At 73.1% G+C, this 21,540-nt stretch carries 18 protein-coding genes; 1 reads left to right on the plus strand and 17 read right to left on the minus strand.

Annotation, left to right across the window (positions count from 1 at the left end):
• Position 1 precedes the first annotated feature (1 nt).
• The 9 genes from ASC99_RS08955 to ASC99_RS08985 form a co-directional block, all read right to left on the minus strand.
• Positions 2–310 carry a ferredoxin family protein gene (locus ASC99_RS08955; protein WP_057230130.1) on the minus strand — a complete coding sequence of 103 codons (309 nt, stop codon included), beginning with the start codon at positions 308–310 and terminating at the stop codon, positions 2–4.
• A complete protein-coding gene (locus ASC99_RS08960) occupies positions 307–1,674 on the minus strand; it encodes an FAD-dependent oxidoreductase (RefSeq protein ID WP_057230131.1) in 1,368 nt (455 codons plus the stop codon). The genes ASC99_RS08955 and ASC99_RS08960 overlap by 4 nt, the downstream gene beginning before the upstream one ends.
• The gene (locus ASC99_RS08965) at positions 1,667–2,620 is read right to left on the minus strand and encodes a mycofactocin-associated electron transfer flavoprotein alpha subunit (RefSeq protein ID WP_057230132.1); all 954 of its coding nucleotides are present in this window, start codon (positions 2,618–2,620) and stop codon (positions 1,667–1,669) included. Before ASC99_RS08965 ends, ASC99_RS08960 begins: the two co-directional genes overlap by 8 nt.
• Positions 2,617–4,575: a mycofactocin system FadH/OYE family oxidoreductase 2 gene (locus ASC99_RS08970; RefSeq protein WP_057230133.1), complete on the minus strand. Its 1,959-nt coding sequence runs from the start codon at positions 4,573–4,575 to the stop codon at positions 2,617–2,619. The genes ASC99_RS08965 and ASC99_RS08970 overlap by 4 nt, the downstream gene beginning before the upstream one ends.
• Positions 4,572–6,521 carry a mycofactocin system FadH/OYE family oxidoreductase 1 gene (locus ASC99_RS08975; RefSeq protein WP_057230134.1) on the minus strand — a complete coding sequence of 650 codons (1,950 nt, stop codon included), beginning with the start codon at positions 6,519–6,521 and terminating at the stop codon, positions 4,572–4,574. Before ASC99_RS08975 ends, ASC99_RS08970 begins: the two co-directional genes overlap by 4 nt.
• Positions 6,522–6,523: 2 nt before the next feature.
• Positions 6,524–7,726 carry a mycofactocin radical SAM maturase gene (mftC, locus tag ASC99_RS08980; protein WP_057230135.1) on the minus strand — a complete coding sequence of 401 codons (1,203 nt, stop codon included), beginning with the start codon at positions 7,724–7,726 and terminating at the stop codon, positions 6,524–6,526.
• 30 nt (positions 7,727–7,756) lie between these two features.
• Complete coding sequence (mftB, locus tag ASC99_RS37050) at positions 7,757–8,026, minus strand: mycofactocin biosynthesis chaperone MftB (protein WP_200948297.1); 270 nt, start codon at positions 8,024–8,026, stop codon at positions 7,757–7,759.
• Between the two features lie 11 nt (positions 8,027–8,037).
• Positions 8,038–8,148 carry a mycofactocin precursor MftA gene (gene mftA / locus ASC99_RS36650; RefSeq protein ID WP_063857033.1) on the minus strand — a complete coding sequence of 37 codons (111 nt, stop codon included), beginning with the start codon at positions 8,146–8,148 and terminating at the stop codon, positions 8,038–8,040.
• A gap of 137 nt (positions 8,149–8,285) precedes the next feature.
• Entirely contained in the window at positions 8,286–8,792 is a 507-nt protein-coding gene (locus tag ASC99_RS08985) for a flavin reductase family protein (RefSeq protein WP_057230136.1), read from the minus strand.
• 625 nt (positions 8,793–9,417) lie between these two features.
• Between ASC99_RS08985 and ASC99_RS08990 the strand changes: the two genes are divergently transcribed.
• Positions 9,418–10,449, plus strand: coding sequence for a helix-turn-helix transcriptional regulator (locus tag ASC99_RS08990; RefSeq protein WP_057230137.1), 1,032 nt, complete (start codon positions 9,418–9,420; stop codon positions 10,447–10,449).
• Positions 10,450–10,471: 22 nt separating this feature from the next.
• Here ASC99_RS08990 and ASC99_RS08995 read toward each other — a convergent pair whose 3' ends face one another.
• The 8 genes from ASC99_RS08995 to ASC99_RS09030 are packed head-to-tail and all read right to left on the minus strand — an operon-like array spanning position 10,472 to position 21,364.
• Positions 10,472–11,317, minus strand: a complete 846-nt coding sequence (locus ASC99_RS08995) for a 4'-phosphopantetheinyl transferase superfamily protein (protein ID WP_057230138.1) — start codon at positions 11,315–11,317, stop codon at positions 10,472–10,474.
• A complete protein-coding gene (locus tag ASC99_RS09000) occupies positions 11,314–11,553 on the minus strand; it encodes a phosphopantetheine-binding protein (RefSeq protein WP_057230139.1) in 240 nt (79 codons plus the stop codon). Before ASC99_RS09000 ends, ASC99_RS08995 begins: the two co-directional genes overlap by 4 nt.
• Positions 11,537–13,453: an HAD family hydrolase gene (locus tag ASC99_RS09005; RefSeq protein ID WP_057230140.1), complete on the minus strand. Its 1,917-nt coding sequence runs from the start codon at positions 13,451–13,453 to the stop codon at positions 11,537–11,539. Before ASC99_RS09005 ends, ASC99_RS09000 begins: the two co-directional genes overlap by 17 nt.
• Positions 13,454–13,466: 13 nt before the next feature.
• Positions 13,467–14,489 carry a 3-oxoacyl-[acyl-carrier-protein] synthase III C-terminal domain-containing protein gene (locus ASC99_RS09010; protein ID WP_057230141.1) on the minus strand — a complete coding sequence of 341 codons (1,023 nt, stop codon included), beginning with the start codon at positions 14,487–14,489 and terminating at the stop codon, positions 13,467–13,469.
• Positions 14,486–17,443 (minus strand): type I polyketide synthase, encoded by a 2,958-nt coding sequence (locus tag ASC99_RS09015; RefSeq protein ID WP_057230142.1) that lies wholly within the window; start codon positions 17,441–17,443, stop codon positions 14,486–14,488. The genes ASC99_RS09010 and ASC99_RS09015 overlap by 4 nt, the downstream gene beginning before the upstream one ends.
• Positions 17,443–17,766 carry an acyl carrier protein gene (locus ASC99_RS09020; protein ID WP_057230143.1) on the minus strand — a complete coding sequence of 108 codons (324 nt, stop codon included), beginning with the start codon at positions 17,764–17,766 and terminating at the stop codon, positions 17,443–17,445. The genes ASC99_RS09015 and ASC99_RS09020 overlap by 1 nt, the downstream gene beginning before the upstream one ends.
• A 29-nt stretch (positions 17,767–17,795) precedes the next feature.
• The gene (locus ASC99_RS09025; protein ID WP_235502601.1) at positions 17,796–19,547 is read right to left on the minus strand and encodes an acyl-CoA dehydrogenase family protein; all 1,752 of its coding nucleotides are present in this window, start codon (positions 19,545–19,547) and stop codon (positions 17,796–17,798) included.
• Positions 19,544–21,364, minus strand: a complete 1,821-nt coding sequence (locus ASC99_RS09030) for a fatty acyl-AMP ligase (RefSeq protein ID WP_157531442.1) — start codon at positions 21,362–21,364, stop codon at positions 19,544–19,546. Before ASC99_RS09030 ends, ASC99_RS09025 begins: the two co-directional genes overlap by 4 nt.
• Between the last annotated feature and the right edge of the window lie 176 nt (positions 21,365–21,540).

Raw genomic sequence — 21,540 nt, forward strand, 5'->3', positions numbered from 1 at the left:
GTCAGCCCTTTCGGAATACGACGCCGAGGCCGCCGTCCGGGTAGGTCCAGGTGATCGCGCCCTCGGCGTCGCAGACCTGGTAGCAGGCGCCGCACTCGAAGCACTGCTCGAAGTTGAACAGGATGCCGCCGTCAGCCCTGGGTACGAAGAGCTTGGCCGGGCAGACGTGCAGGCAGGAGCGCACCGTGCAGGAGTCGCAGACCTCGGTGTCGACGGTGATGTGGGCCCGCTCCGAGACCCGGAACTCGGTCCCCTCCATCCGGTCGTCGAAGGAGATCTCGCGGTAGTCCTCGCCGGGCTGACCGGTCATCCGAAGGCTCGCATTCCGGTGATCGCGTCGGCCAGCAGCCGGCGCGGACTGATGTCGTGTCGGCGGACCGCCGTGCGCAGCAGTCGCCAAACCCCGGGCTTCGGGCGGGGGTTGTCGACCTCGAACAGTCCCTCGGCGAGGTCGCAGATCAGTCCGGGGTACTGCCGCTGCATCCGTTCGGAGAGCACCAGCCCGGGCACCTTGCGCAGTTTGCGGTGGTCGGCCAGCACGAACGACCGTTCCAGCGCTCGCCGGTAGCCCGCGAGGCCGGCCTGCGAGGTGTCCCCGGCGCCGATCGCGGCGGCGGCCGCGCGGCCCGCGTACATCCCGGCGCCGATCGCGAAGTTGACGCCCTCCAGCCAGATCCCGGCGGCCAGGCACATCCCGGCGGCGTCGCCGGCCACCAGGAGTCCGTCACCGGCGAGTTCGGGCAGGTGGTCGTAGCCGCCCTCGGGGATCAGGTGTGCCGCGTACTCGACCTGTCGACCCCCGCGCACCAGCGGGGCGATCGCCGGGTGGGCCTTGAGGTCGGCCAGTAGCTCCTCGGGGCGGACCTTGGCGGCGGCCAGGCCGGGTAGTCCGACCACCACGCCCAGGCTGACCGACTCCAGGTTGGTGTAGAGGAACCCGCCGCCCGGGATGCCCCGGGTGCAGCCGAGGATCTCGATGTCCTGGCCGTCCCGCCCGGTCAGTCCGAAGCGCTGTTCGATCACCTCGCGCGGCAGGGCCAGCGTCTCCTTCACCCCGAGCGTGAGGTGGCGGGCGTTGTCCTGCCGGGGGTGCAGCCCGGCCTCCTTGGCCAGGAAGGAGTTGACGCCGTCACAGGCGATCACCACCTTCGCCGTCAGGTCGCCGTCCGGCCGGTCGGTGCGGACGCCGACCACCGTCCCCGCCGTGGTCCGCAGCAGCCCGGTGGCCACCGTGGCGGGCACCAGCACTGCCCCGGCCGCGACGGCGTGGCCGGCCAGCCAGCCGTCCAGGTCGGACCGGTGCGCGGTGGCGCCGTTGTACGGGGCGGTGCCCCAGCGCTGGCTGCGGAAGTCCACGGTGAGGGCCTGATCCGCCGTCATGACCATGGTGGAGCGGCGGGTCACCCAGCGCTCGACCGGCATCTCCTCCCACCACTGCGGCACCAGCTCGTCCAGGATCCGGCCGTAGACCACCCCGCCGTAGACGTTCTTCGAGCCGGGGTAGGGGCCGCGCTCCAGCAGCGCCACCGAGCAGCCCGCCCGGGCGGCGGCCAGCGCGGCGGCCGATCCGGCCGGTCCCGCGCCCACCACCAGGACGTCGAAGTCGCGGGCGGGTGGCGGCTGTTGGAGCAGCGCGGAGGCCGAGACAGGCCCCGCGTACGAGGGTTCAGTCACGGGAGGCCTCCGAGGTCAGCCGACGGGCCAGCTCGGCCAGCACGGTCGGGGCGTCGGCGACGACCGCGAGGTCGGCCAGCGCGGTCATCGGGCAGTACGGGTCGGTGTTCACGCTGACCAGGTGGGCGGGGCGGCCGAGGCCGCCGATGTGCTGGGCGGCGCCGGAGATGCCGAAGGCGAGGTAGAGCTCGGGTGCGACCACCACGCCGGTGGTGCCGATCTGGCGCTCCTCGCCGGTCCAGCCCGCGTCGGTGACCACCCGGGTGGCGCCGACGGCGGCGCCGAGCGAGGCCCCGACCTTCTCCAGCAGGGCGATCGCGCCCGGGCCGGTCAGCTCGCCGGTGCCAAGGCCGGCGCCCGCCGCGACGATCCGGGTGGCCTGGTCCAGCTGCTCCTGCCCGGGCGGTGCGGTGAGCAGCGCGCACTGCTCCGCGTCCGGCCTCACCGGCCCGTCCGGCGCCGGGAGTTCGATGATCTCGGGAGCCGCCGGCAGCGGCTGGGCGCCGCGCAGGCCGGGCTCCAGGGTGGCGACGAACGGGCCGAGCACGGCGGCGTCCACCAGCGTCCGGCCGTCCGCCCCGATCAGGTCGGCGCCGCCGCTGTGCACCGCGAGGGCGCTGGCCAGCAGCGGCCGGTCCAGCGCGACGGCCAGCCGGGGCGCCAGGTCGCGGCCGTCCGGGGAGGCGGGCAGCAGGACGATCGGACGGTCGGTCAGCAGCGGGGCCAGTGCGGTGGCCAGCAGGCCGGGCGGCCGGGTGCCGGTCTCCACGGTCCAGACCCGGATGGCGGTGGTCAGCAGGCCGGCCGCCGCCTTGGTGTCCTCCCCGGCCAGCAGCGCCAGGCCGCCCGCTTCGGCGACCGTCTCGTCCGCCCCGGGCGGTAGTTCGCCGCCCCGGACCAGCAGGACGGCGATCGGCTCGGTGCTCTTTACCTCGGTGCCGTTCACAGTGCGCTCCCCACTCGGTGTCCCTCGATCACGGCGGCGTGCGCCCGGCGCGGGGCCAGGCAGTCGCCGACCCGGTGGACCTCGAACGGCGCGTCCCGCAGGGCCTGCCAGAGCTCGTCCTCCGGGGCCTGGTGCACCACGCAGACCACCCAGTCCACCTCGGCGGTGGCCATCTCCCCGGTGGTGTGGGTGAGGATGTCCAGCTGCACCCGCTCGCCGTCCGGCGCGGTCCTGGCCGACGTGACCACCTCGTCGGTGGTCTGCCGGATGCCCTTGGTCTCGGCCCGGACGGTGAAGGTCTCCAGGTCGAGGGTGATGCCGAGGTCCTGGCCGACCACCATGCCGGGGGTCGAGATCCGGACCCGGCAGCCCCGGTCGGCGAGCAACTCGGCGACCGAGGTGGCCTGGTGGAAGCCCAGCTCGTCGACCACCAGCACCTCCCCCTCGGGGGAGGCCCGGCCGGTCAGCACGTCGCGGACGTCCACCACCCGGGCCAAATCGCCGGCCCAGTGCGGTGGTTGCGGCCGGGCGCCGGTGGCCAGCACGACCACGTTCGGCTGCTCGGCGGCCAGCGACTCCATGGTGGCCGCCTGGCCGGTCCTGATCTCGACGTCCAGCCGACGGCACTCGGCCGCCAAGTTGCGGACCACGTCCAGGAATTCGGCCCGGACCGGTACGCTGGCCGCCTCGGCCACCTGCCCGCCGGTGGCGGGCTCGCGTTCGTAGAGGGTGACCAGGTGGCCGCGCCGGGCCGCGCTGGCGGCCGCCTGGAGTCCGGCCGGTCCGCCGCCGACCACCAGCACCCGGCGGCCGCGCCGCCCCGGCATCGGCAGCGGCACCGCCTCCCGCCCGGCCCGGGGGTTCTCGATGCAGCCGAGCCAGCGGTTCAGCCCCATCCGGCCCACGCACTCCTGGTTGCAGGACAGGCAGCTGCGGATGTCGGAGGCGTGGCCGGCCCGGGCCTTGGCCAGGAAGTCGGGATCGGCGATCTGGCCCCGGACCACGCCGACCAGGTCGCAGTGGCCCTCGGCCAGCGCCCGTTCGGCCTGCGCCGGGTCCTTGATCCGGCCGACCCCGATCACGGGGAGCTTGACCGCGCGGCGGATCGCGTTGGAGATGAAGAGCGCGTACCCGGCCGGCACCGCCATCGACGCCTCGATCAGGTACAGCGTCGAAGTGGCCACCCCGATCGAGGTGTTGATGTAGTCGACCTGGCCGGTGGCCTCGACCATCCGGGCCACCTCGACCGCCTCGTCCAGGGTGATGCCGCCCTTGATCAGCTCGTCGCCGCAGAGCCGGACCCCGAGCGCCCGGTCCGGACCGATCGCCGCCCGGACGGCCGCCACCAGCTCCAGCAGCAGCCGGGCCCGGTGGGCCAGCGGGCCGCCGTACCCGTCGGTGCGCAGGTTGGTCGCGGGGGAGAGGAAGCCGCGCACGATCGAGGAGTGCGAGCACTGCAGCTCGACCCCGTCGAAGCCGCCCGCCACGCAGTTCGCGGCCACCGTGGCGTACCCGGCGACCACCTCGGCGATCTCGGCCTCGTCGACCGCCTTCGGCACCTCGCGGAACAGCGGGTCGGGGACGGCGCTCGGTGCCCAGACCGGCAGCCGGGAGTACATCGAGGAGGCCTGCCCGCCGTTGTGGTTGAGCTGGGCCAGGATCGGCACGCCGTGCGCGTGCACCGCCTCGGTGATCCGCCGGTACCCGGCGACCGCCTCCGGATGGAAGCCGTGGATCAGCTTCTCGTACGGCCAGTCGGTCGGGTGGGTGGAGTGCTCCTCGGTGATGATCATCCCGGCGCCGCCGGCCGCGCGGGCGGCGTAGTACGCGGCGTGCTGCTCGCTGGGCAGGCCGTCCTCGGCGTAGTTGGTCAGGTGGGCGGAGAAGACCACCCGGTTGGCCAGGGTCAACGGGCCGACCCGGAGTGGGGTGAAGAGATGGCGGTAGGCGGTCATCGGTGGGCCCCTTCACTACCGGCCGCCAGCCGGAGTGCGGCGCGGCGGCCCTCCAGTACGGCCTGGTAGACCGTGCGCGGAGCCACGCAGTCCCCGGCCACGGGCAGCTCGGGGTGGTCCAGGCACAGCGACCGCTCCGGCAGCCGGTGCCCGCAGTCGACCAGTACCGCGCAGTCGGCACGCTCCTTGCGGCCGGTCACCACATCCTCCAACAGGGCGTAGCCGTCGTGCAGTTCGAGTACGGTCCGGCGCTTGTGCAGGGTCACCCCGGCCTGCTGGAGCCGGGTGTTGGCCGCGGCCAGGTCGCCGGTCAGGGCCAGCTGGGTGCCGACCACCTGGTCCTGCGTCACGATCGCGGTGGGCCGCCCGGCCGCCGCCAGCAGCTCGGCGACCGCGACCCCGACGGCGTCCCCGATCGGGTCGAACACCAGCACCGGCCCCGGCGGCAGGGACTGCGCCGTCGGGTCGGCGGCCAGCTCGGCCGGGCGGACCACGGTGCCGCCCAGCCGGTCGAAGCCGTGCGGTCCCGGCACCGAGCCGGTGGCCAGCAGCACCTCTCGCCCGGCCGCCCGGGCCGCGCCGAGCTGCTCCCCGGTGAGCCGGGTGCCGGTCCGCAGGGTCACGCCGAGCCGGGCGGTCTCCGCCGTCAGCCAGTCGGCCAGCAGGCCGAGCCGCTCGCGGCCGGGAAGGGAGCCCGCCGTCCGCAGCGCGCCGCCCAACTCCGGGGACTGCTCGGTGACTTCCACCGTGTGGCCGCGCAGGGCGAGCACCCGGGCGGCCTCCAGGCCGGCCGGTCCGCCGCCGACCACCAGCACGTCGAGCGGCCGGGCGTCCCGTCCCTGCACCGGCCGGTCCTCGGTCTCGTGGCCGGCGGCGGGTTCACCGACGCAGCTGATGATCGGGTTCCGGTTGTCCCGGACCCGGCAGCGCTGGTTGCACAGCACACAGGGCCGGATCCGCTCCGGGTGCCCGGCCCGCAGCAGCGCGACCAGCTCGGGTTCGGCGATCTGTGCCCTGGTCATCTCGACCAGATCGGCGGCCCCGTCGTCCAGCGCCCACTGGGCCTGGCCGACCTCGACCACCGAACCCTGCAGGGCGACCGGTACGACGCCGTGGACGGCGGTCCTGACGGTGCGGCAGAGGTCGAGGTTGAAGCCGGGTGGGGTGTGGCCGTCCGGCCGGGTGGCGGAGAGGTTCATCGCGGAGCCCCGGACCACCACCAGATAGTCCGCCAACGGGGCGAACCCGACCGCCAGTTCGGCCCCCTGCTCGGGGGTGATCCCGGCCCAGGGGGCGAGTTCGTCGCAGCACAGCCGCAGGCCCAGCACCCGCCCGGGGCCGATCGCGGCCCTGGTCGCGGTCAGCACCTCGCGCAGCAGCCGGGCGCGGTCGGTGCCGTAGTCGTCGGAGCGCAGGTTGGTCAGGCCGGACAGGAACTGCCGGAGCAGGCTGTGCTGTCCGGCGTCGATCTCCACCCCGTCCAGTCCGGCGTCGGCCGCCAGCCGGGCCGCGGTGGCGAAGTCCGCCACCAGAGCGCCGAGTTCGGCGGGCTCCAGCTCGGCCGGCAGCTCCCGGCTGACCACGTCGGCCACCCGGGACGGGGCCCGAAGCGCGGCCTGCGAGTACGCGGAGGAGCCCTGCCCGCCCGCGTGCCCGAGCCCGGCGAGCACCAGCGTCCCGTACGGGCGGCAGGCCTCGGCCACCGCCTGCCAGCCGGCCGGGCAGTCGGCGGCCAGCGGGGCCCGCTCGTACGGCCAGTCTTCGGCGGTCACGCTCGCGGTCTCGGTGACGATCAGTCCGGCGCCACCGGCGGCCCGGCGCCGGTAGTAGGCGACATGGCGGTCGGAGAGTGCCCGGCGGTGGCCGAGGTTGGTCTCGTGCGGACCGAACAGCACCCTGCTGGGCGCGGTCCGGCCGGCCAGTGTGATCGGGTCGGTGAGCAGCATCGCTACCGCCCGGCGGCGGCGAGGCCGGTCAGCGGACTGGTGTCGCAGGCCCGGTCGGGCAGACCGGCGGCCGGGGGAGCCCAGCCGATCTGCACCGGCACCGGGCCCGGGCCGCGGCCCCGGCGCGAGTGGTCGCCGCTGGGCCGGGGCACGCTGCCGGGGCCGAGCGCGGCCAGCGCAGTCTCGCCGTGGCCCTTGACGCACTCGGGGTCCGGCGCGTCCATCGGCAGGCCGGTGAAGAACTTCGCGGCCATGCAGCCGCCCCGGCAGGAGTCGAAGGCGGAGCAGGAGCCGCAGGCGCCGGCGCTCTGCGGGCCGCGCAGCTCGGCGAAGAGCGGAGCGTTGCGCCAGACCTCGGCGAAGCCGCCGGGGGAACGTACGTTCCCGGCCAGGAACTGGTCGTGGATCGCGAACGGGCAGGCGTAGACGTCGCCGACCGGGTCGATCAGGCAGACCACCCGGCCGGCCCCGCACAGGTTGAGGCCGGGCAGCGGGGTCGAGCCCAGCGCGTTGAGGTGGAAGAACGAGTCCCCGGTGAGCACCCGCTCACCGTTGGCCACCAGCCAGTGGTAGAGCGTGCGTTGCTGCTCGGCGGTGGGGTGCAGTTCGTTCCAGACCTCGGCCCCGCGACCGGCCGGGCGGAGCCGGGTGAGCCGCAGTTGCGCACCGTAACGCTCCGCGATTTCGGCGAAGTCGTCCAGTTGGTCACAATTCTGACGTGTCATCACCACGCTCAGTTTGAAGTCCCGGAAGCCCGCTTCGGCGAGGTTGCCCATAGCGGTCACCGCGGTCCGGTACGAGCCGGGGCCGCGCACCGCGTCGTTGACCTCCGCGGTGGCACCGTCGATCGAGATCTGTACGTCCACATAGTCACTGCGGGCGAGCAGCCGGGCCCGTTCCGGTGTGATCTTGATGCCATTGGTGGAGAACTTGACCCCGACTTGACGGTCAGTGGCGTAGTCCACCAGCTCCCAGAAATCCGGCCGGACGGTCGGCTCGCCGCCGCCGATGTTCACGTAGAACACCTGCATGCGCTGCAATTCGTCCAGGACGGAGCGGCACTCGGCGGTGCTCAGCTCCCGGGGGTCACGCCGCCCGGAGGAGGAGAGGCAGTGCACGCAGGCGAGGTTGCAGGCGTAGGTGAGCTCCCAGGTGAGGCAGATGGGGGCGTCCAGCCCGTGCTGGAACTGGTCGACGAGCTTCATCCGGGTACTCCCTGGTGAGTGGGTGATCTCTCAGCGCGGCTGGATCGTTCCGGCCTCGGCCAGTCCGGCGAGAGCCGTGAGATAGGCCCGCCGCTGCTCGGCCGGCACGCCCGCCTGATCCAGTGCCCCGTGGACGTCCGGATGGGAGATCAGTGCACGTACCGTTTTGACCAGCTCAAGAGACTTGAGAAAGGACAGTCGGCGGGTCGAGAAGTCATAGGCGAGAGCCCCGAAAGGCTCGGGTCGCAGCGAGACACTCGGTGCGCAGCGGTACGGAAGGTCCGGATCGAATGACGACACTGTTCCTCGAATCAGTAGACGCCGCACATACCGTCGATGGAGATCTCCTCGACCAGGAGATCCTCCTCCGGGGCGAAGTCGAAGTCGTCGTCCTCGGAGGTTTCCGGCAGGAATTGCGCCATGGCTTTCTCCTTCGCATGGAGCGGGCCCGGATATCCGGCCCTGGTGTTCACGCTAATCGCGTGGGCGGTGTGGTCGGCACCCCTGTCCGGTGCCTTAGGGGTGGCCTCCGGGGTGTCCTCCGGGTCGGCCGCGGCGCTCACTCCGGCAGGGTGTGGAAGCCCCGGCGAAAATAGACCGCGGGGACTGTTTCGCGCATCCGTGCCTCGCGCACCCGGCCGACCAGGATGGTGTGGTCGCCGCCCGGGTGGCGGGCATATGCGTCGCACTCCAGCGTCACTGCCGCCGAGTCCAGCACCGGCTGCCCCTTCTCGTTCGGCCGGAAGTCGCTGTTCGAGAACTTGTCCACGCCCCGGGTGGCGAACCGGACCGCGAGCTCGGCGTGCTCCGGCGCGAGCACGTGGATCACCCAGGACTCCGCCGCCAGGAACGCGGGGTGGCACTGGGCGTTGTCGGCGAGGCAGACCAGCACCAGGGCGGGGTCGGCCGACAGCGAGCAGAACGAGCTCGCGGTGAAGCCCCACCACCGCCCCTGCCGGTCCGTGGTGGTCACGATGGTGACCCCGCTGGGGAAGGCGGCCAGCGCCTCCCGGAACGTGGTCGCTGCTGCTGTGTTCGGTGCGGTGGCGGTCGCCACGGTGGTCATCCGAGACCTCCCTCGTCTGCGGCCGGACAGCGGCCGAGCTCGACGTTAGGGGCACCGGTAATCGAACAGGCCCCCTAGGAGACCCCCTGCGGACCCCTGCTGTGCGACCGGGCCCGGACGGTCGAACGCCCGGACCGGCGCTCGCGCGCCGGCCCGGGCGGGTCGTACGAGGTACTGACATGTGTGCGGTCGGCCGCCGCCCCCGGGGCCGTCCACTCACCGCTTCCGTGCGGATCCGCGGTGTCTGGCGGGCCGGTTAGTCCCAGCCGTCGTCCGGACCTTCCGGAGTGACCGTCGGGCTCGGGCTGGTGTTCGGTGTGGCCGTGACGACGGCGTCGGACAGGGTGCTCATCCCGCCAGGTCCATTCGCCAGAGAAGAGAAGGTGGGCAGGGCCGCCACGACTGCAGCGAGCAGGATGCCCTGAATGGCTATCTTTGTCCTCTTGGAAAGCATTGTATCCCCCATACAGAGACTGGCTTGATAGGTGCTCAGGCTCACCGCCTCCGTTCAAGCTCTCGGTGGCGACAACGCATAGGCTGCCGACGATCGCATGCCTGTGCCAAGCCGAACGCGATGGCGTAAAGTTGCTTGGCAACAACTTCGCAGTCTTTAGGGGGAGCTCGGATGAGCGAGGGGGTACATGGATACTCGGATTTCGCGGAGTTGGATGATCTGAGTGCTGCTGCGTACGGTCACGCCGTCGAGTTAGGGCGTTTCGACAGGTGTGATATCGCCGGACGGCTGTCGCTCGGCGAGTCCGAGCTCGACCGGGTCGAGCAGGTCCTGCGGTTGCTGAAGTTGCTCCAGCCGATGCCCGGACACCCGTCGGTGCTGGTCCCGGTGGGGCCGGACGTGGCGGCGGCGGATCTGGTCGGCGGGGCCGAGAACCAGATCCGCGATCTCCAGCAGGCGGTGACGGACGTCCGCTCCAGGCTGTTGTCGTTGGCCCCTCTCTACTTCGAGGGCCGCCGGCTGCGGAACCGGCTGGAGGCCTTCGACGTGATCAACGACGTCAGTGCCATCCGGTCGATGCTCGACAGTCTGGGCAAGAACTGTCGTCAGGAGCTGCTCACCGTGCAGCCGGGCGGCCCGCGCCCGGCCTTCGTGCTCGCCTCCGCCCGCGACTCCTACGGCCGGATGCTGGAGCGCGGGGTGCACATCAGGACGATCTACCAGCACACGGCCCGCAGTGACCTCGCGACCAAGTCGTACGTCCGGGACGTGACCGCGCTCGGCGCGGAGTTCAGGACCGCCGACGAGGTGATCGACCGGATCCTGATCTACGACCGGGAGACGGTGTTCCTGGCCCGGCGCACCGAGGCCGGCGGGGCACCCGCGGCGGCGATCGTCCGGGAGTCCACCCTGGTGGAGTTCCTCTGCAAGGTCTTCGAGTACCTCTGGGACGGGGCCACCCCCTTCACCCCCGAGACCGCGAAGGCCGAGGCCATCACGGACGACCTCAAGCAGTCCGTGCTGCGGCTGATGGCCAAGGGCTACAAGGACGAGATGGTGGCGCGCCGGCTGGGCATGTCGGTGCGCACCTGCCGGCGGCACATCTCCGAGATCACCGAGGAGCTGGAGGCGACCAGCCGGTTCCAGGCCGGCTTCAACGTCGCGATGTCCGGCATCCTCGACCAGTTCAAGGACGAGTTCTGACGCCGGGTCGGCCGACCCGGCGTCAGTCACCGGTGCCCAGCGCGTCGGTGATCGCCTCCACGGTGTCCCGGTCGAGCATGCTGGTCAGCTCGGCGTCGTCCAGCTCGCCGAACCCCGCGTCGTAGACGGCGGCACTGATCCGGTAGCCGTTGTCCAGCAGGAAGGTCCGGAACGCCCACTCCTCCCCGGTGCCGGGGCTGCCGTCGGGGCGGTGCACCCGGACCGGCTTGCCGTCCGGGCCGAAGCCGAACTCGGTGAAGCTGAACTGCATGCCCTGCCCGATCGCCTTGCTGTACGCCTCCTTGAGCGTCCAGAGCCGGACCAGGCTCGGGTTGCGGTCCTGCTCCGGCAGCGCGGCCAGCGACACCAGTTCGTACGGCGTGCAGACGTGCCGGCCCAGCCCGCGGCCGTACATCGGCCGGTCCGCCCGCTCGGCGTCGACCCCGATCAGGCCGCGGGTGGTGAGGCCGACCAGCAGCAGGTCGTCGGTGTGGCTCAGGCTGATGTCCACCTGGTCGCAGCCGCGCAGGTACGGCCGCCCGGTCGGCCCGTAGCCGAGCTCCAGGGTGTCCGGGTCGGCCCGTAGCACCGCGGCGCCGGCCCGCTTGAGCAGCACCCGGGAGGCGGCGTACCGGTCGCGGACCGAGGGGTGGGCGAGGTCGAGGTAGCGGGACCAGTCGCGGCCGAGCACCGCGCGGAGTTCGTGCGCGGCGGGCAGGTCGGGCTGGAGGTCGCCGAGTTCGGCGTAGACCAAGGCGGTGCCGTGCCGGGCCAGGTCGGCCCGGACCAGGTCCCAGGTTTTGTCGCCGGCGACCTCGACGGGCTCGCCGAGTGGTGGCCCGGTAGGGGTGGCTCCGGGGCGGGTCATGCTGCTTCCTCCAGGACTGCGTAGATCTCCCGGAGGTTTCGGGCCGCCAGGACGGTGGGGACGGGGAGCCGGCGCCCGCTGCCGGATTCCAGCAGGGTGACCAGTCGGAGCAGGTTCATCGAGTCCCAGCCCGGCAGCGCTGCCAGCTCGGTCTCCGCGTCCTGGTCGGTCAGCTCCAGATCGAGTTCCGTGCGGACCAGGCGGAGGAATCCGTCGAGGCTATCGAGCCCAGGCATCTGTCGGCCATCCTAGATCAAGTGTGACGTGGACATGTAGAGGGGGTTCCGGTGTGAACTCCAGCCCGTGCCGGAAGAGCACCCCGTCCTCGGTCCGCGCGGTCTCGGTGAACCCGAGCTCGGGGTAGAAGAGTTCCGCGCGGTGGTTCTTGGCCGTCGGGGTGAAGCGGGCGTGCACGGCCGGCAGCCCAGCCGCCCGACTCTCCGTCAACAGGGCGGCCAGGGCGGCCTGTTCGATGCCACGGGTCAGTACCCGGCAGCTCAGCCAGACGTTCTCCAGCAGCAGTCCGTCCGGGGTGTGCCGGCCGAGCAGGGCGCCGACCAGGCCGTTGCTGCCGAACCGGTCGGCGGCTCTGATCGCCAGCAGCAGCCGGCCGGGGTCCTCGGCCGCGGCGGCCGGGTCGCCCGGCTGCAGCCGCAGCCCGGTCAGGTTGAACTGGTTGGTCCGCTGGGTGAGTTGGACCAGCCGGGGGTACTCGTGCGGCTCCGGCGGACCGAGCCGGACGCTGACCCCGAGCTGGTGCAGGAAGTCGGCGTGCGAGCCGCTGTGCTCGCGCAGCCGGTGCCGCTCGCCCTCCAGGCGGTACTGCTCCGGTCTGGCCCGGTCCTCGTCGGTCAGCCGGAGCACGTCGAACCACCCGTCCGCCAGCAGCCGTTCGACGTGCAGCGCGGGCTCGCCGTCCAGCGGCAGCACGGCGACCTCGGGCAGGCCGAACCGGACCTGGGCACGCTCGCCCGGCGAGTCGTCGGCGAACACCAGCGAGTCGGCGCCGATGCCCAACTCCTGTGCGATGGCGGCCAGATGGCCGTCCTTCGGCAGCCAGTCGGCGTGCACCCGGGCGAAGTCCGGCTCCCGCAGCACCAGGTCGGGGTGCGAGTGGAGCGTCTCCAGTACGGGCTCGAGGTCGTTCTTGCTGCTCACCGCGAGCAGCACGCCCTGCGCGGCGAGCTGGCGGACGGTGCGCTGGAAGGTGCCGAAGGCCTCGCCGCGCAGGGTGTCCGCGGCGGAGATGCCGTCCGGGCCGTCCTCGCCGAGCACGCCGTCCCAGAGCGTGTTGTCCAGGTCGAGCACCAGGCACTTGCGGGTCAGCCCGGTCAGCGACCTGGTCAGGTGGCCCACCTCGCGGGCGTACCCGGCCAGCACCGGTGCGGTGAAGCGGACTTGGGCGTAGCAGGCCAGCCTGGCGTCCTCGACCGGGCCGGTGGCGGCGGTCAGCGGGTCCAGGTCGAGCACCACCAGCGAGCGGTGCCGCTCGGTCAGCCGCAGCAGCCGGGCGTTGAACTCCCGCCAGACGGCGCCGAGCCGGGCCCGGGAGGCGTGGTCGACCAGCTGGCCGGTGTGCCGGCGCAGCAGTGGCAGGGTGTTCAGCACCAGCAGGCCGGGGGCGATCCGCTCGTGCTCGGCCGCCAGCCAGGTGATCCGCTCCAGCACCCGGTCGGCGGCCTCGGCCAGCTCCTCCACCCGCCAGGGGGAGGGCACTTCGGCGAACACCGTCTCGGCGTCCAGCAGGCAGAGCGAGAGGTCGGGGCGCTCCAGCAGCAGCTGGCCGCCCGGATCGGTGAGATCGCGCAGCCAGCCGCCGTGGTCGCCGATCAGCGGGCGCAACAGCAGGCCGTGCCGGGCCAGTTCGGCGGTGAGCGGGTCGACCAGACCGGCCACGGTGGACTGGCCGGTGATCGCGACGGTGACCACCTGGGTGGCGGGGTGGTGGTGCAGCACCTCGTCCGGGTCGAGCCCGGCGAGCAGCCGCCCGGCCCGGCTCAGCAGGGCGTCCCGGTCGGCCGGTTCGGCCTCGTCCAGCAGTTCGGCCAGCAGGGCCGGGATGCGGTGGTGGGCCGCGGCCAGCTCCCCGACGGCCCGCAGGCCGCGCAGTCGTTCGATCGGTGTGGTGGTGGTCATCTCCGGCCGCCTCTCAGACCTTCTCCAGGGCGAAGCCCGCCTTGATCCACTTGCTGGACTCCACGGTCACCGCCAGCGCCCGCTGGCCTGACCTCAGATCCGGTAGCAGCCGGGCCAGTTGAAGAAACGGCAGGGCGTTGCCGGTATTCCCGGTCTCGCCCACGCAGCTGACCTCGTGCACGCCGGGGACGGCCAGCCGCTCCACGATCCGGGTGGTCATCCGCTCGGAGAGCTGCGGGGGCAGCAGGTGGTCCAGGTCCTCGACCTGCCAGCCGACCTGCTCCAGCAGCTCCCAGAAGATCTCCACGGCCATCACCGGGACCTGTTCCTCGATCGCCTTGTAGTCCTCGCGCAGCAGTGGCCGGTCCTGGTCGCGGTCGGTCAGCCCGTACCAGTCGACGGTCTGGCCGGCCGGGCGGCCCAGGCCGGTCAGGCTGTTCAGTACGCCCCGGACGGCGACCTGCTCGCCGAGCGGCTCGGCGGTCAGCACGGCGGCGCCCGCACCGTCGCCGAACAGCAGGTAGTTGACCAGCTCGTCGGTCGGGATCCGGGCCAGGTCGCGGTTGAAGTCCAGGTGACGGTGGGTCACGTCGCCCCCGACCACAAGACCGGCCCGGCGGCCCGAGGCGATCAGGGTCCGGCCGAGATCGAGGGCCTGGACGGCGCCGGAGCAGCCGGCCTGGAGCTGGTAGACCGGCAGGTAGTCGAGGCCGAGCCGGTCGGCCACCTGGCTGGCGGTGGTCGGCAGCAGGGTGTCGGGGGTGGTGGTGGAGAGGATCAGGAACTCGATGTCCGGCGCCTCCAGGGCGGCCGACTCCAGCGCCTCGGCGGCGGCCTGGGCGCAGAGGTCGGCCAGCGACCAGCGGACCTCGCCGGTGCCGAGGTCGCGGCCGAAGTAGCGCGACCTGGTGCCGACGAAGATGTCGATCCACTCCTCGCTGACCCCGAGCAGCTTGCCGAGCACGGCGTTGTCCACCGGGTCCCCGGGCAGCGCGGTGCCGACCGAGGCGAGGTAGGCGGTGGCGGCCTCGGTCATGACACCCTCGCCAGGGCCAGTTCGCGCAGGAAGTCCGCCAGCGTGCCCACCGAGCGCAGTGCGGGCAGCAGTTGACGGATCGACACCTCGCCGAGGTGCGGCAGCGCGTCCTGCACGACGTCCTTGAGCTGCATGATCATCACGGAGTCGAACCCCAGGTCCTCGTAGAAGCGGGTCGAAGCCAGCACCCGGTCCGGCCGGTACTGGCCGACGGTGACCACGGCGTCGATCACGGCGGCCAGCACCGGGTCCTCGGTCTGCTCGACCGGGGCGGCCACCGGGGTGGACACCGGAGTGACCGGCCGCTCCACCGGCGCCGGGGTGGTGGCCCGGTCGGCCCGGCGGCTCCAGTACCGGTTCTCGGCGGAGAACACGTACGGGCGCAGCCGCTCGACGGTGCGGTACTCGGCCGGGTAGAGCGCGGCCCACTCCGGGTCCAGGCCGGCCCGGTAGAGCGTGGCGACCAGCTCGGCGAGCTGCCGGCCGTCCGCCTCGGGGCCCGGCACGGGGTGCAGGTGCTCGGTGCCGGGGGCGAGCCCGGCCCGGCGGGCCAGCGGGAGCAGGGTGGGCCGGGGGCCGATCTCGACCAGGTGGGTCGGCGCGACCTCGGTGGCCAGCGCGGTCAGCGCGGCGCCGAACAGCACAGGATCGGTGGCCTGGCCGGCCCAGTACGCGGCGTCCAGGGGTTCGTCGTGCAGCAGCCGGCCGTAGCGGCTGGAGGCCATCGGCAGCCGGGGCGTGGCCGGCCGCAGCCCGTCGGCCAGTTCGCGCAGGCCGGTGGCGACCGGGGCCATCCGCGGGGAGTGGAAGGCCCGGGTGACGTCCAGCCGCCGGGTGCGCAGACCGCGTCCGGCCAGCCGCAGCGCGGCCCGGTCCAGCGCGTCCAGCGGCCCGGAGAGCACGCTGTCGGCGGGGGAGTTGACCGCCGCCAGGGCCAGGGTGGGCTCGGCCGCCAGCAGCTCGGCCAGCGCCTCGGGGCCGGCCCCGACCGCGAGCATGCCGCCGCCGGCCGGCAGGTTGCGCATCAACTCGGCGCGGGCGGCCACCAGTTCGGCGGCCTGGTCCAGATCGAGCGCCCCGGCCGCGACCGCGGCCGCGTACTCGCCCAGGCTGTGGCCGAGCACGGCGGCGGGCTGGATGCCGAGTTCGCCGAGGGTGCGGGTCAGCGCGTAGCCGACCGCGAAGAGTGCGGTCTGCGCGTCGCCGGTGTCGTATCCGGCCTCGTCACCGCGCAGGATCAACTCCCGGGTGGAGCGGCCGGTGTGGCGGGTGAGCGCGGCGTCCGCCTCGCCCAGGAAGTGCCGGTAGGCGGCCGAGTCCCGGTACAGCCCGGCGGTCATCGCCGGGTACTGGCTGCCCTGGCCGGTGTAGACGAAGGCCACCACCGGCCTGGTCCAGGAGCGGTGCGCGGGGGTGCCCGCGTCGATGCCGTGCGCGGCGGCCTGTCGCAGCCGCTCGGCGAGTTCGGTGGTGTCCCGGGCGGCCACCGCGAAGCGGTAGGGCAGCCCGGTCTTCACCCGGTTGCTGCTGAAGCCGAGCGAGGCCGCACCGCCGCGCGGCCGCCGGGCGAACGCCTCGGCCTGGTCGGCCAGGTTGCGGCGGAGCGCGTCCGGGGTGTCGCCGGTGACGGTGAACACGCCGACCGGCTCGGTCTCCCCGGCCGGGCGGGCGGCCCGCCGCGGGGTGCGGGGCGGCCCGGCCAGCACCATGTGGGCGTTGGTGCCGCCCATGCCGATGCTGCTCACCCCGGCCAGGATCTCCCCGGCGGGCAGCCGCATCGGGGACTTCAGAAGTCGCAACCCGCGCTCTGCCAGCCGGAGTTGGGCGTTCTCCCGGTCGGCGTGCCGGCTGGCGGGGACGATCCGGTGGTGCAGCGCCAGCGCCACCTTGATCAGCCCGGCGATCCCGGCCGCGCCCTCGGTGTGCCCGATGTTGCCCTTCACCGAGCCCACCGCGCAGGTCTTCTTCCGGGGCACCGCGTGCACCCCGCCGAGCGCCGCGCACTCGATCGCGTCACCGAGTGCGGTGCCGGTGCCGTGCGCCTCGACGAAGGTGATCTTGTCGGCGGTCACCCCGGCCCGGCGGTAGGCGGCCTCCAGCACCTTCTGCTGGGACCAGCGGTTGGGCGCGGTGACGCCGTTGCTGCGGCCGTCCTGGTTGACCGCAGAACCCCGGATCACGGCGTAGATCCGCTGGCCGTCGGCGACCGCGTCCTCGAGCCGGCGCAGCACCACCAGGCCGAGCCCGTCGCTGCGCCCGATCCCGTCGGCGTCCGCGCTGAACGGCTTGCACCGCCCGTCCGGCGAGCCCAGGCCGAGCTGGCTGTACATCAGACCGAGCGCCGGGGTGAGCACCAGATTCACCCCGCCGGCCAGCGCGGTGTCGCACTCGCCGGCCAGCAGGGCGTTGGCGGCCAGGTGCACCGCGACCAGCGAGGAGGAGCAGGCGGTGTCCACCGCCAGGCTCGGCCCGGTCAGGTTGAGGTGGTACGAGATCCGGTTCGCGGTCATCCCGGCGGCGCTGCCCGCGCCGAGCTGCGGGGTGACCCGGGACGGGTCGCCCATCCGCAGCCGGCCCCACTCGCCGCCCATCACGCCGACGAACACCCCGGTGTCGGTGCCGGCCAGCGCGCCCGGCGCCTGCCCGGAGTCCTCCAGCGCCCGCCAGGCGCACTGCAGCAGCAGTCGCTGCTGCGGGTCCATCGCGGCCGCCTCGCGCGGGGAGAGCGCGAAGAAGTCGTTGTCGAAGCCGTCCGCGCCCGCGACGAAGCCGCCCCGGTTGATCCCGGCCCGCGCCGACTCCGGGACGGTGTCCGGGAGTTCGTCGGCCTCCCAGCGCTGCGGCGGCACCTCGCCGACGCTCTCGCCGCCCCGCATCAGCAGGTCCCAGTACGCCTCGGCGTCGGGTGCGCCGGGGAAGGCGCAGTCCAGGCCGACGATCGCGATCCCGCCCATCAGAACCGGTCCTCCGGCGACTCGGGGGCTCCGCCCCGGCTGCGCCCGGCGGCCGCGGGGATGGCCACCGTGAGGTAGCCGACCAGGCTGTCCAGGGTCGGGTGGTCCCAGAGCAGGGTGGGCTCGACCAGCAGCCCGAACTCGTCCTCCAGGTCACCGCAGAGGCTCAGCGCGCCGACCGAGTCCAGGCCGTACTCGGCCAGCGGGACGGTCGGGTCGATGGTGAGCGGGTCGCGGTGCTGGTAGAGCGAGACGCGCTCCAGCAGCCAGTCACGGGCGGCGGTGGCGGGGTCGGCCGTCTGCCAGGTGGCGGGAGTGGGCATGGCGGGTCTCCTTCGGGGTCTGCGGCCGGTCAGCCGGGGAGGGGCGTGTTGTACAGGTCGTAGCTGCGCCGGTCGCTGAACCGCAGTTGCACCTCGTGCAGCAGGCGGGTGTCGCACTCCGGCGGCAGGTCGGCGACCTGGGTGCCGAGCCGCCGGGCCAGCCGGTGCAGTGCCGCCGCCGCCCAGCTCGGATCGGCCAGGAACGGGTCCGCGCCGTCCCGGTTGTGCCACCAGACCCCGAGCACGGCGGCCGCCGCGAGCAGCAGTGCGTACCGGTCGACCAGGGCGAAGCAGGCCGCCCCGCTGGGCGAGGTGCGTTCGGCCGGGTCCAGCGCCAGCACCCGCTGCCGCAGGTCCGCCAGCTCCTCGGTGAGCTGTCCGGCCAGGGTGCGCAGTGCCCGCTCGACCGGGGTGCGGCCGTCGATCTGCGCGGCGATGGCGACCAGTGAGCCGCTCAGGCTGTCCCGCCCGTTGGCCAGGCTGAGTGCCTCGTTGCGAAGTGGCGGCAGTTCGCCGCCGAGCCGGAACAGCTCGGCGGGGGCCTCGGGTTCGACCAGCCAGGACCTGGCGGCCAGCCGGGGCAGCTGCGGGATGACGGTGGCCTGGCAGGCGACCGTCCCGGCGTGGCCGAGGCTGAGCACCGGTACGTCCCTGACGTGCTTCTGGAAGATCCCGAAGTTGCCGTCCCGGGTGTAGACCCGGGCGCCGAGCACGATCGACAGGTCGTGCATGGTGTCGTTGAGCACCCGGGGCATCAGGTACTTCAGGGCCGCCGAGTACACGCTGGTCTGCTCCGGCAGCAGGTGGAGCGCGCGGGTCGCGGCGACCGAAAGGCTGTCGAAGAGCAGCAGGTTGACGAAGGCTCCGGTCATCGCCCGGTCGGTACGGACCGGGTCCAGCCAGGACGACTCGGCGTGCTCGGCACCCCGGTCGTGGTCGAACTGGACGGCCGTACGCAGGCTGGTGTCCACCGCGGCGAGCGCCGCCGCCGCGATCACCGTCCGGCTGATCTGGAAGGACCGCAGCGCCAGCGTGACGCCGCCGCCGACCGGACCGAGCAGGGCGCTCTCCGGGACCGGGCAGTCGCGGAAGTCGATCCCGGTCCACCGGCAGCCGCGCAGCCCGACCGCCAGGTGCCGGGGCCCGATGGTGGCCTTCCCGGCGGGCAGCCGGGTCGGGTCCAGCAGCAGGACGGACTGGCTGCGGCTGCCGCCGGTCCGGTCGGTCTCGCAGAACAGCACCAGGGCGGCCGCCCGGTCCAGGTTGTTGATCATCGGCTTGGTGCCGTTGAGCAGAAAGGTTTCGCCCTGGGCCTGCGCGGTCACTCCGCTGCGGACGTAGTCGTTGCTGTGCGCCGTCTGGTGCTGGGCGATGGCCGCCTTCGCGCCGCCGAGCAGTCGGTCCGCGAGCCGGCGCTGCTGCTCCTCGGTACCGGCCAGCCAGACGTCGGACGCGGCCATGAAGGTGTGCATCCCGTAGCCCATGCCGAGCCCGACGTCCCGGCGGAACACCGGGCGCATCACCCGTACCAGGGTCTCCATCGAGTCCAGCCGGCCACCGAGCCGGACCGGTACGTACTCGGCGTTCAGGCCTGCCCGGTCGAGCAGTTCCTCCCCGGCCGCGAACGGCACCGCCGTCCGGTCGGCGGCCAGCAGGGCGCCGTAGCCGCTCGGGTTGGCCGGGTCGGTCGGGTCGCCGAGCAGTTCCTCGAGCGCGGCGATCCTGGCCTCGGCCGGCCCGGTCAACGGCCCGGTCGACGGGGCCAGCGTGCCGGTGCTCACCACGGCCGGCCCTGTCCGGCCGGCTCGGTCTCCAGCAGGTCCTCGCCCAGCAGCGCGTCGGTGGCCCGCACCCGGGCCCGGACCGCCGGGTCCAACACCTCGGCCTCGCCGCGCAGTTCGGTGTCCAGGAAGAGCTTGCGCATCAGGTTGCGCTGCACCTTCCCGCTGGTGGTGCGGCGGACCGCGCCGGGGCGGACCAGCAGCACGTTGCCGACCGGGATGCTGAACTCCCGGCTCAGCTCGGTCTGGATCTCCCGCACCAGCGCCCGCAGGTCGAGACCGGCCGGCAGGCCGCCCCGGGCCGCCCGGAGCTCGTGCACCACCACCAGCTGCTCACGCTCGATGTCCACCGAGAAGGCCGCGCCGACCCCGCCGCCGAGCGCCGGGCTGATGCCACGGGTCGCCCACTCGATGTCCTGTGGGTAGATGTTGCGGCCGTTGAGGATGATCACCTCTTTGCTGCGGCCGGTGATGTAGAGCTCGCCCTTGTGCAGGAAGCCGAGGTCACCGGTGCGCAGGAAGCCGCGCTCGCCGTTCTCCAGACCGGCCCCGAACACCGCCGCGGTCTCGGCCGGACGCTGCCAGTAGCCCTGCGCCACGCTGTCGCCGCGCAGCCAGATCTCGCCGACCGCACCCTCCGGCAGCTCCAGGCCGACCACCGGCTCGACGATCCGCAGGTCGTAGTCGAGCACCTGACCACTGCTCACCAGGGTCCGGGTCGGCTGGTCGGCGACCGGCTCGGCCACCTGGTCCAACTCCAACGCGGCGGCGTCCACCGGCAGTTCGGCGAACGGGGTGAGCGGCACTCCGCCGGAGACCACCAGGGTGGCCTCGGCGAGCCCGTAGCAGGGGTACAGCGCCTCGGCCCGCAGCCCGGCGGGGGCGAACCGCTCGGCGAAGGCCCGGAGCGTGTCGGCCCGCACCGGCTCGGCGCCGTTCAGTGCCAACCGCCAGTGCGAGAGGTCGAGTTCGGCGATCTGCTGGTCGGTGACCCGGCGCAGGCAGAGGTCGTAGCAGAAGTTCGGGCCGCCGCCCGCGGTGACCCGGTACTCGTCGATTGCCTGCAGCCAGCGGGCCGGCCGGCGGACGAACGAGGTCGGCGACATCTGGACGGACATGCTGCCGAGGAAGAGCGGGTGCAGCAGGTGGGCGATGAAGCCCATGTCGTGGAAGTGCGGCAGCCAGCCGCCGAACCGGTCCTCGGAGCTGGTGCGGAAGACGTTCTGCAGGGCGCTCTGGTTGGCCAGCAGATTGCGGTGCGAGACCATCACGCCGCGCGGTTCGGAGACCGATCCCGAGGTGTACTGCAGGAAGGCCAGGTCCTCGGGCCCGCCACTGCGGTCCTGCCAGGCGTCGGCGTCGCCGAGCCCGGGGACGTCGCTGGCCAGGCAGGCCACGTTGCGCCGGCCGGTACGGGACAGCCAGAGCGCGATGTCCGGCGCGCTCGCGGTCTCGGTCAGCACCAGCCGGGCGCCGGTGTCCTGGATCACCGCTGAGGTACGGTCGATCCGGGTGCCCCGGCCCTCACCGCCCGGCAGCGGCACCGGTACGGCCACCGCCCCGGCGTACAGGCAGGCCACGAAGGCCTTCAGGAACTCGGTGGTGGAGGAGTAGAGCAGCAGGACCGGTTCGCCCTCGGCGCGCTGGAGTTGGAGCAGTGAGGCGATGCGTCGGGCCTCCCGGTCCAGCTCACCGTAGGTCAGCCGGTCGGCCCTGGCGCCGTCCACGGTGTCCTGCAGGAAGACGTGGACGTCGTGGTCGGCCAGGTCGGCGGTGCGCGCGCGGACCAGATCGGTGAAGGTGTCGAAGCCAGACATGGGTTCCCCTCGCATCAGCTGTGGACGCTTCGGCGGGGCCCGGACGACGGGCCCGACATACCGTCAGATCATCCGGTCGACAGCTAAAGGCCCGCTTGCGCGGGCGAGAGTTGTTGCCGTGCAACTTCCGGTCACCGAAGGCGGGCTGCCGCCGTGCTTAGACTGGATTCCGGTTC

The sequence above is a fragment of the Kitasatospora sp. Root107 genome, assembly GCF_001424875.1.
In the GTDB taxonomy this organism is placed as follows: Bacteria; Actinomycetota; Actinomycetes; order Streptomycetales; family Streptomycetaceae; genus Kitasatospora.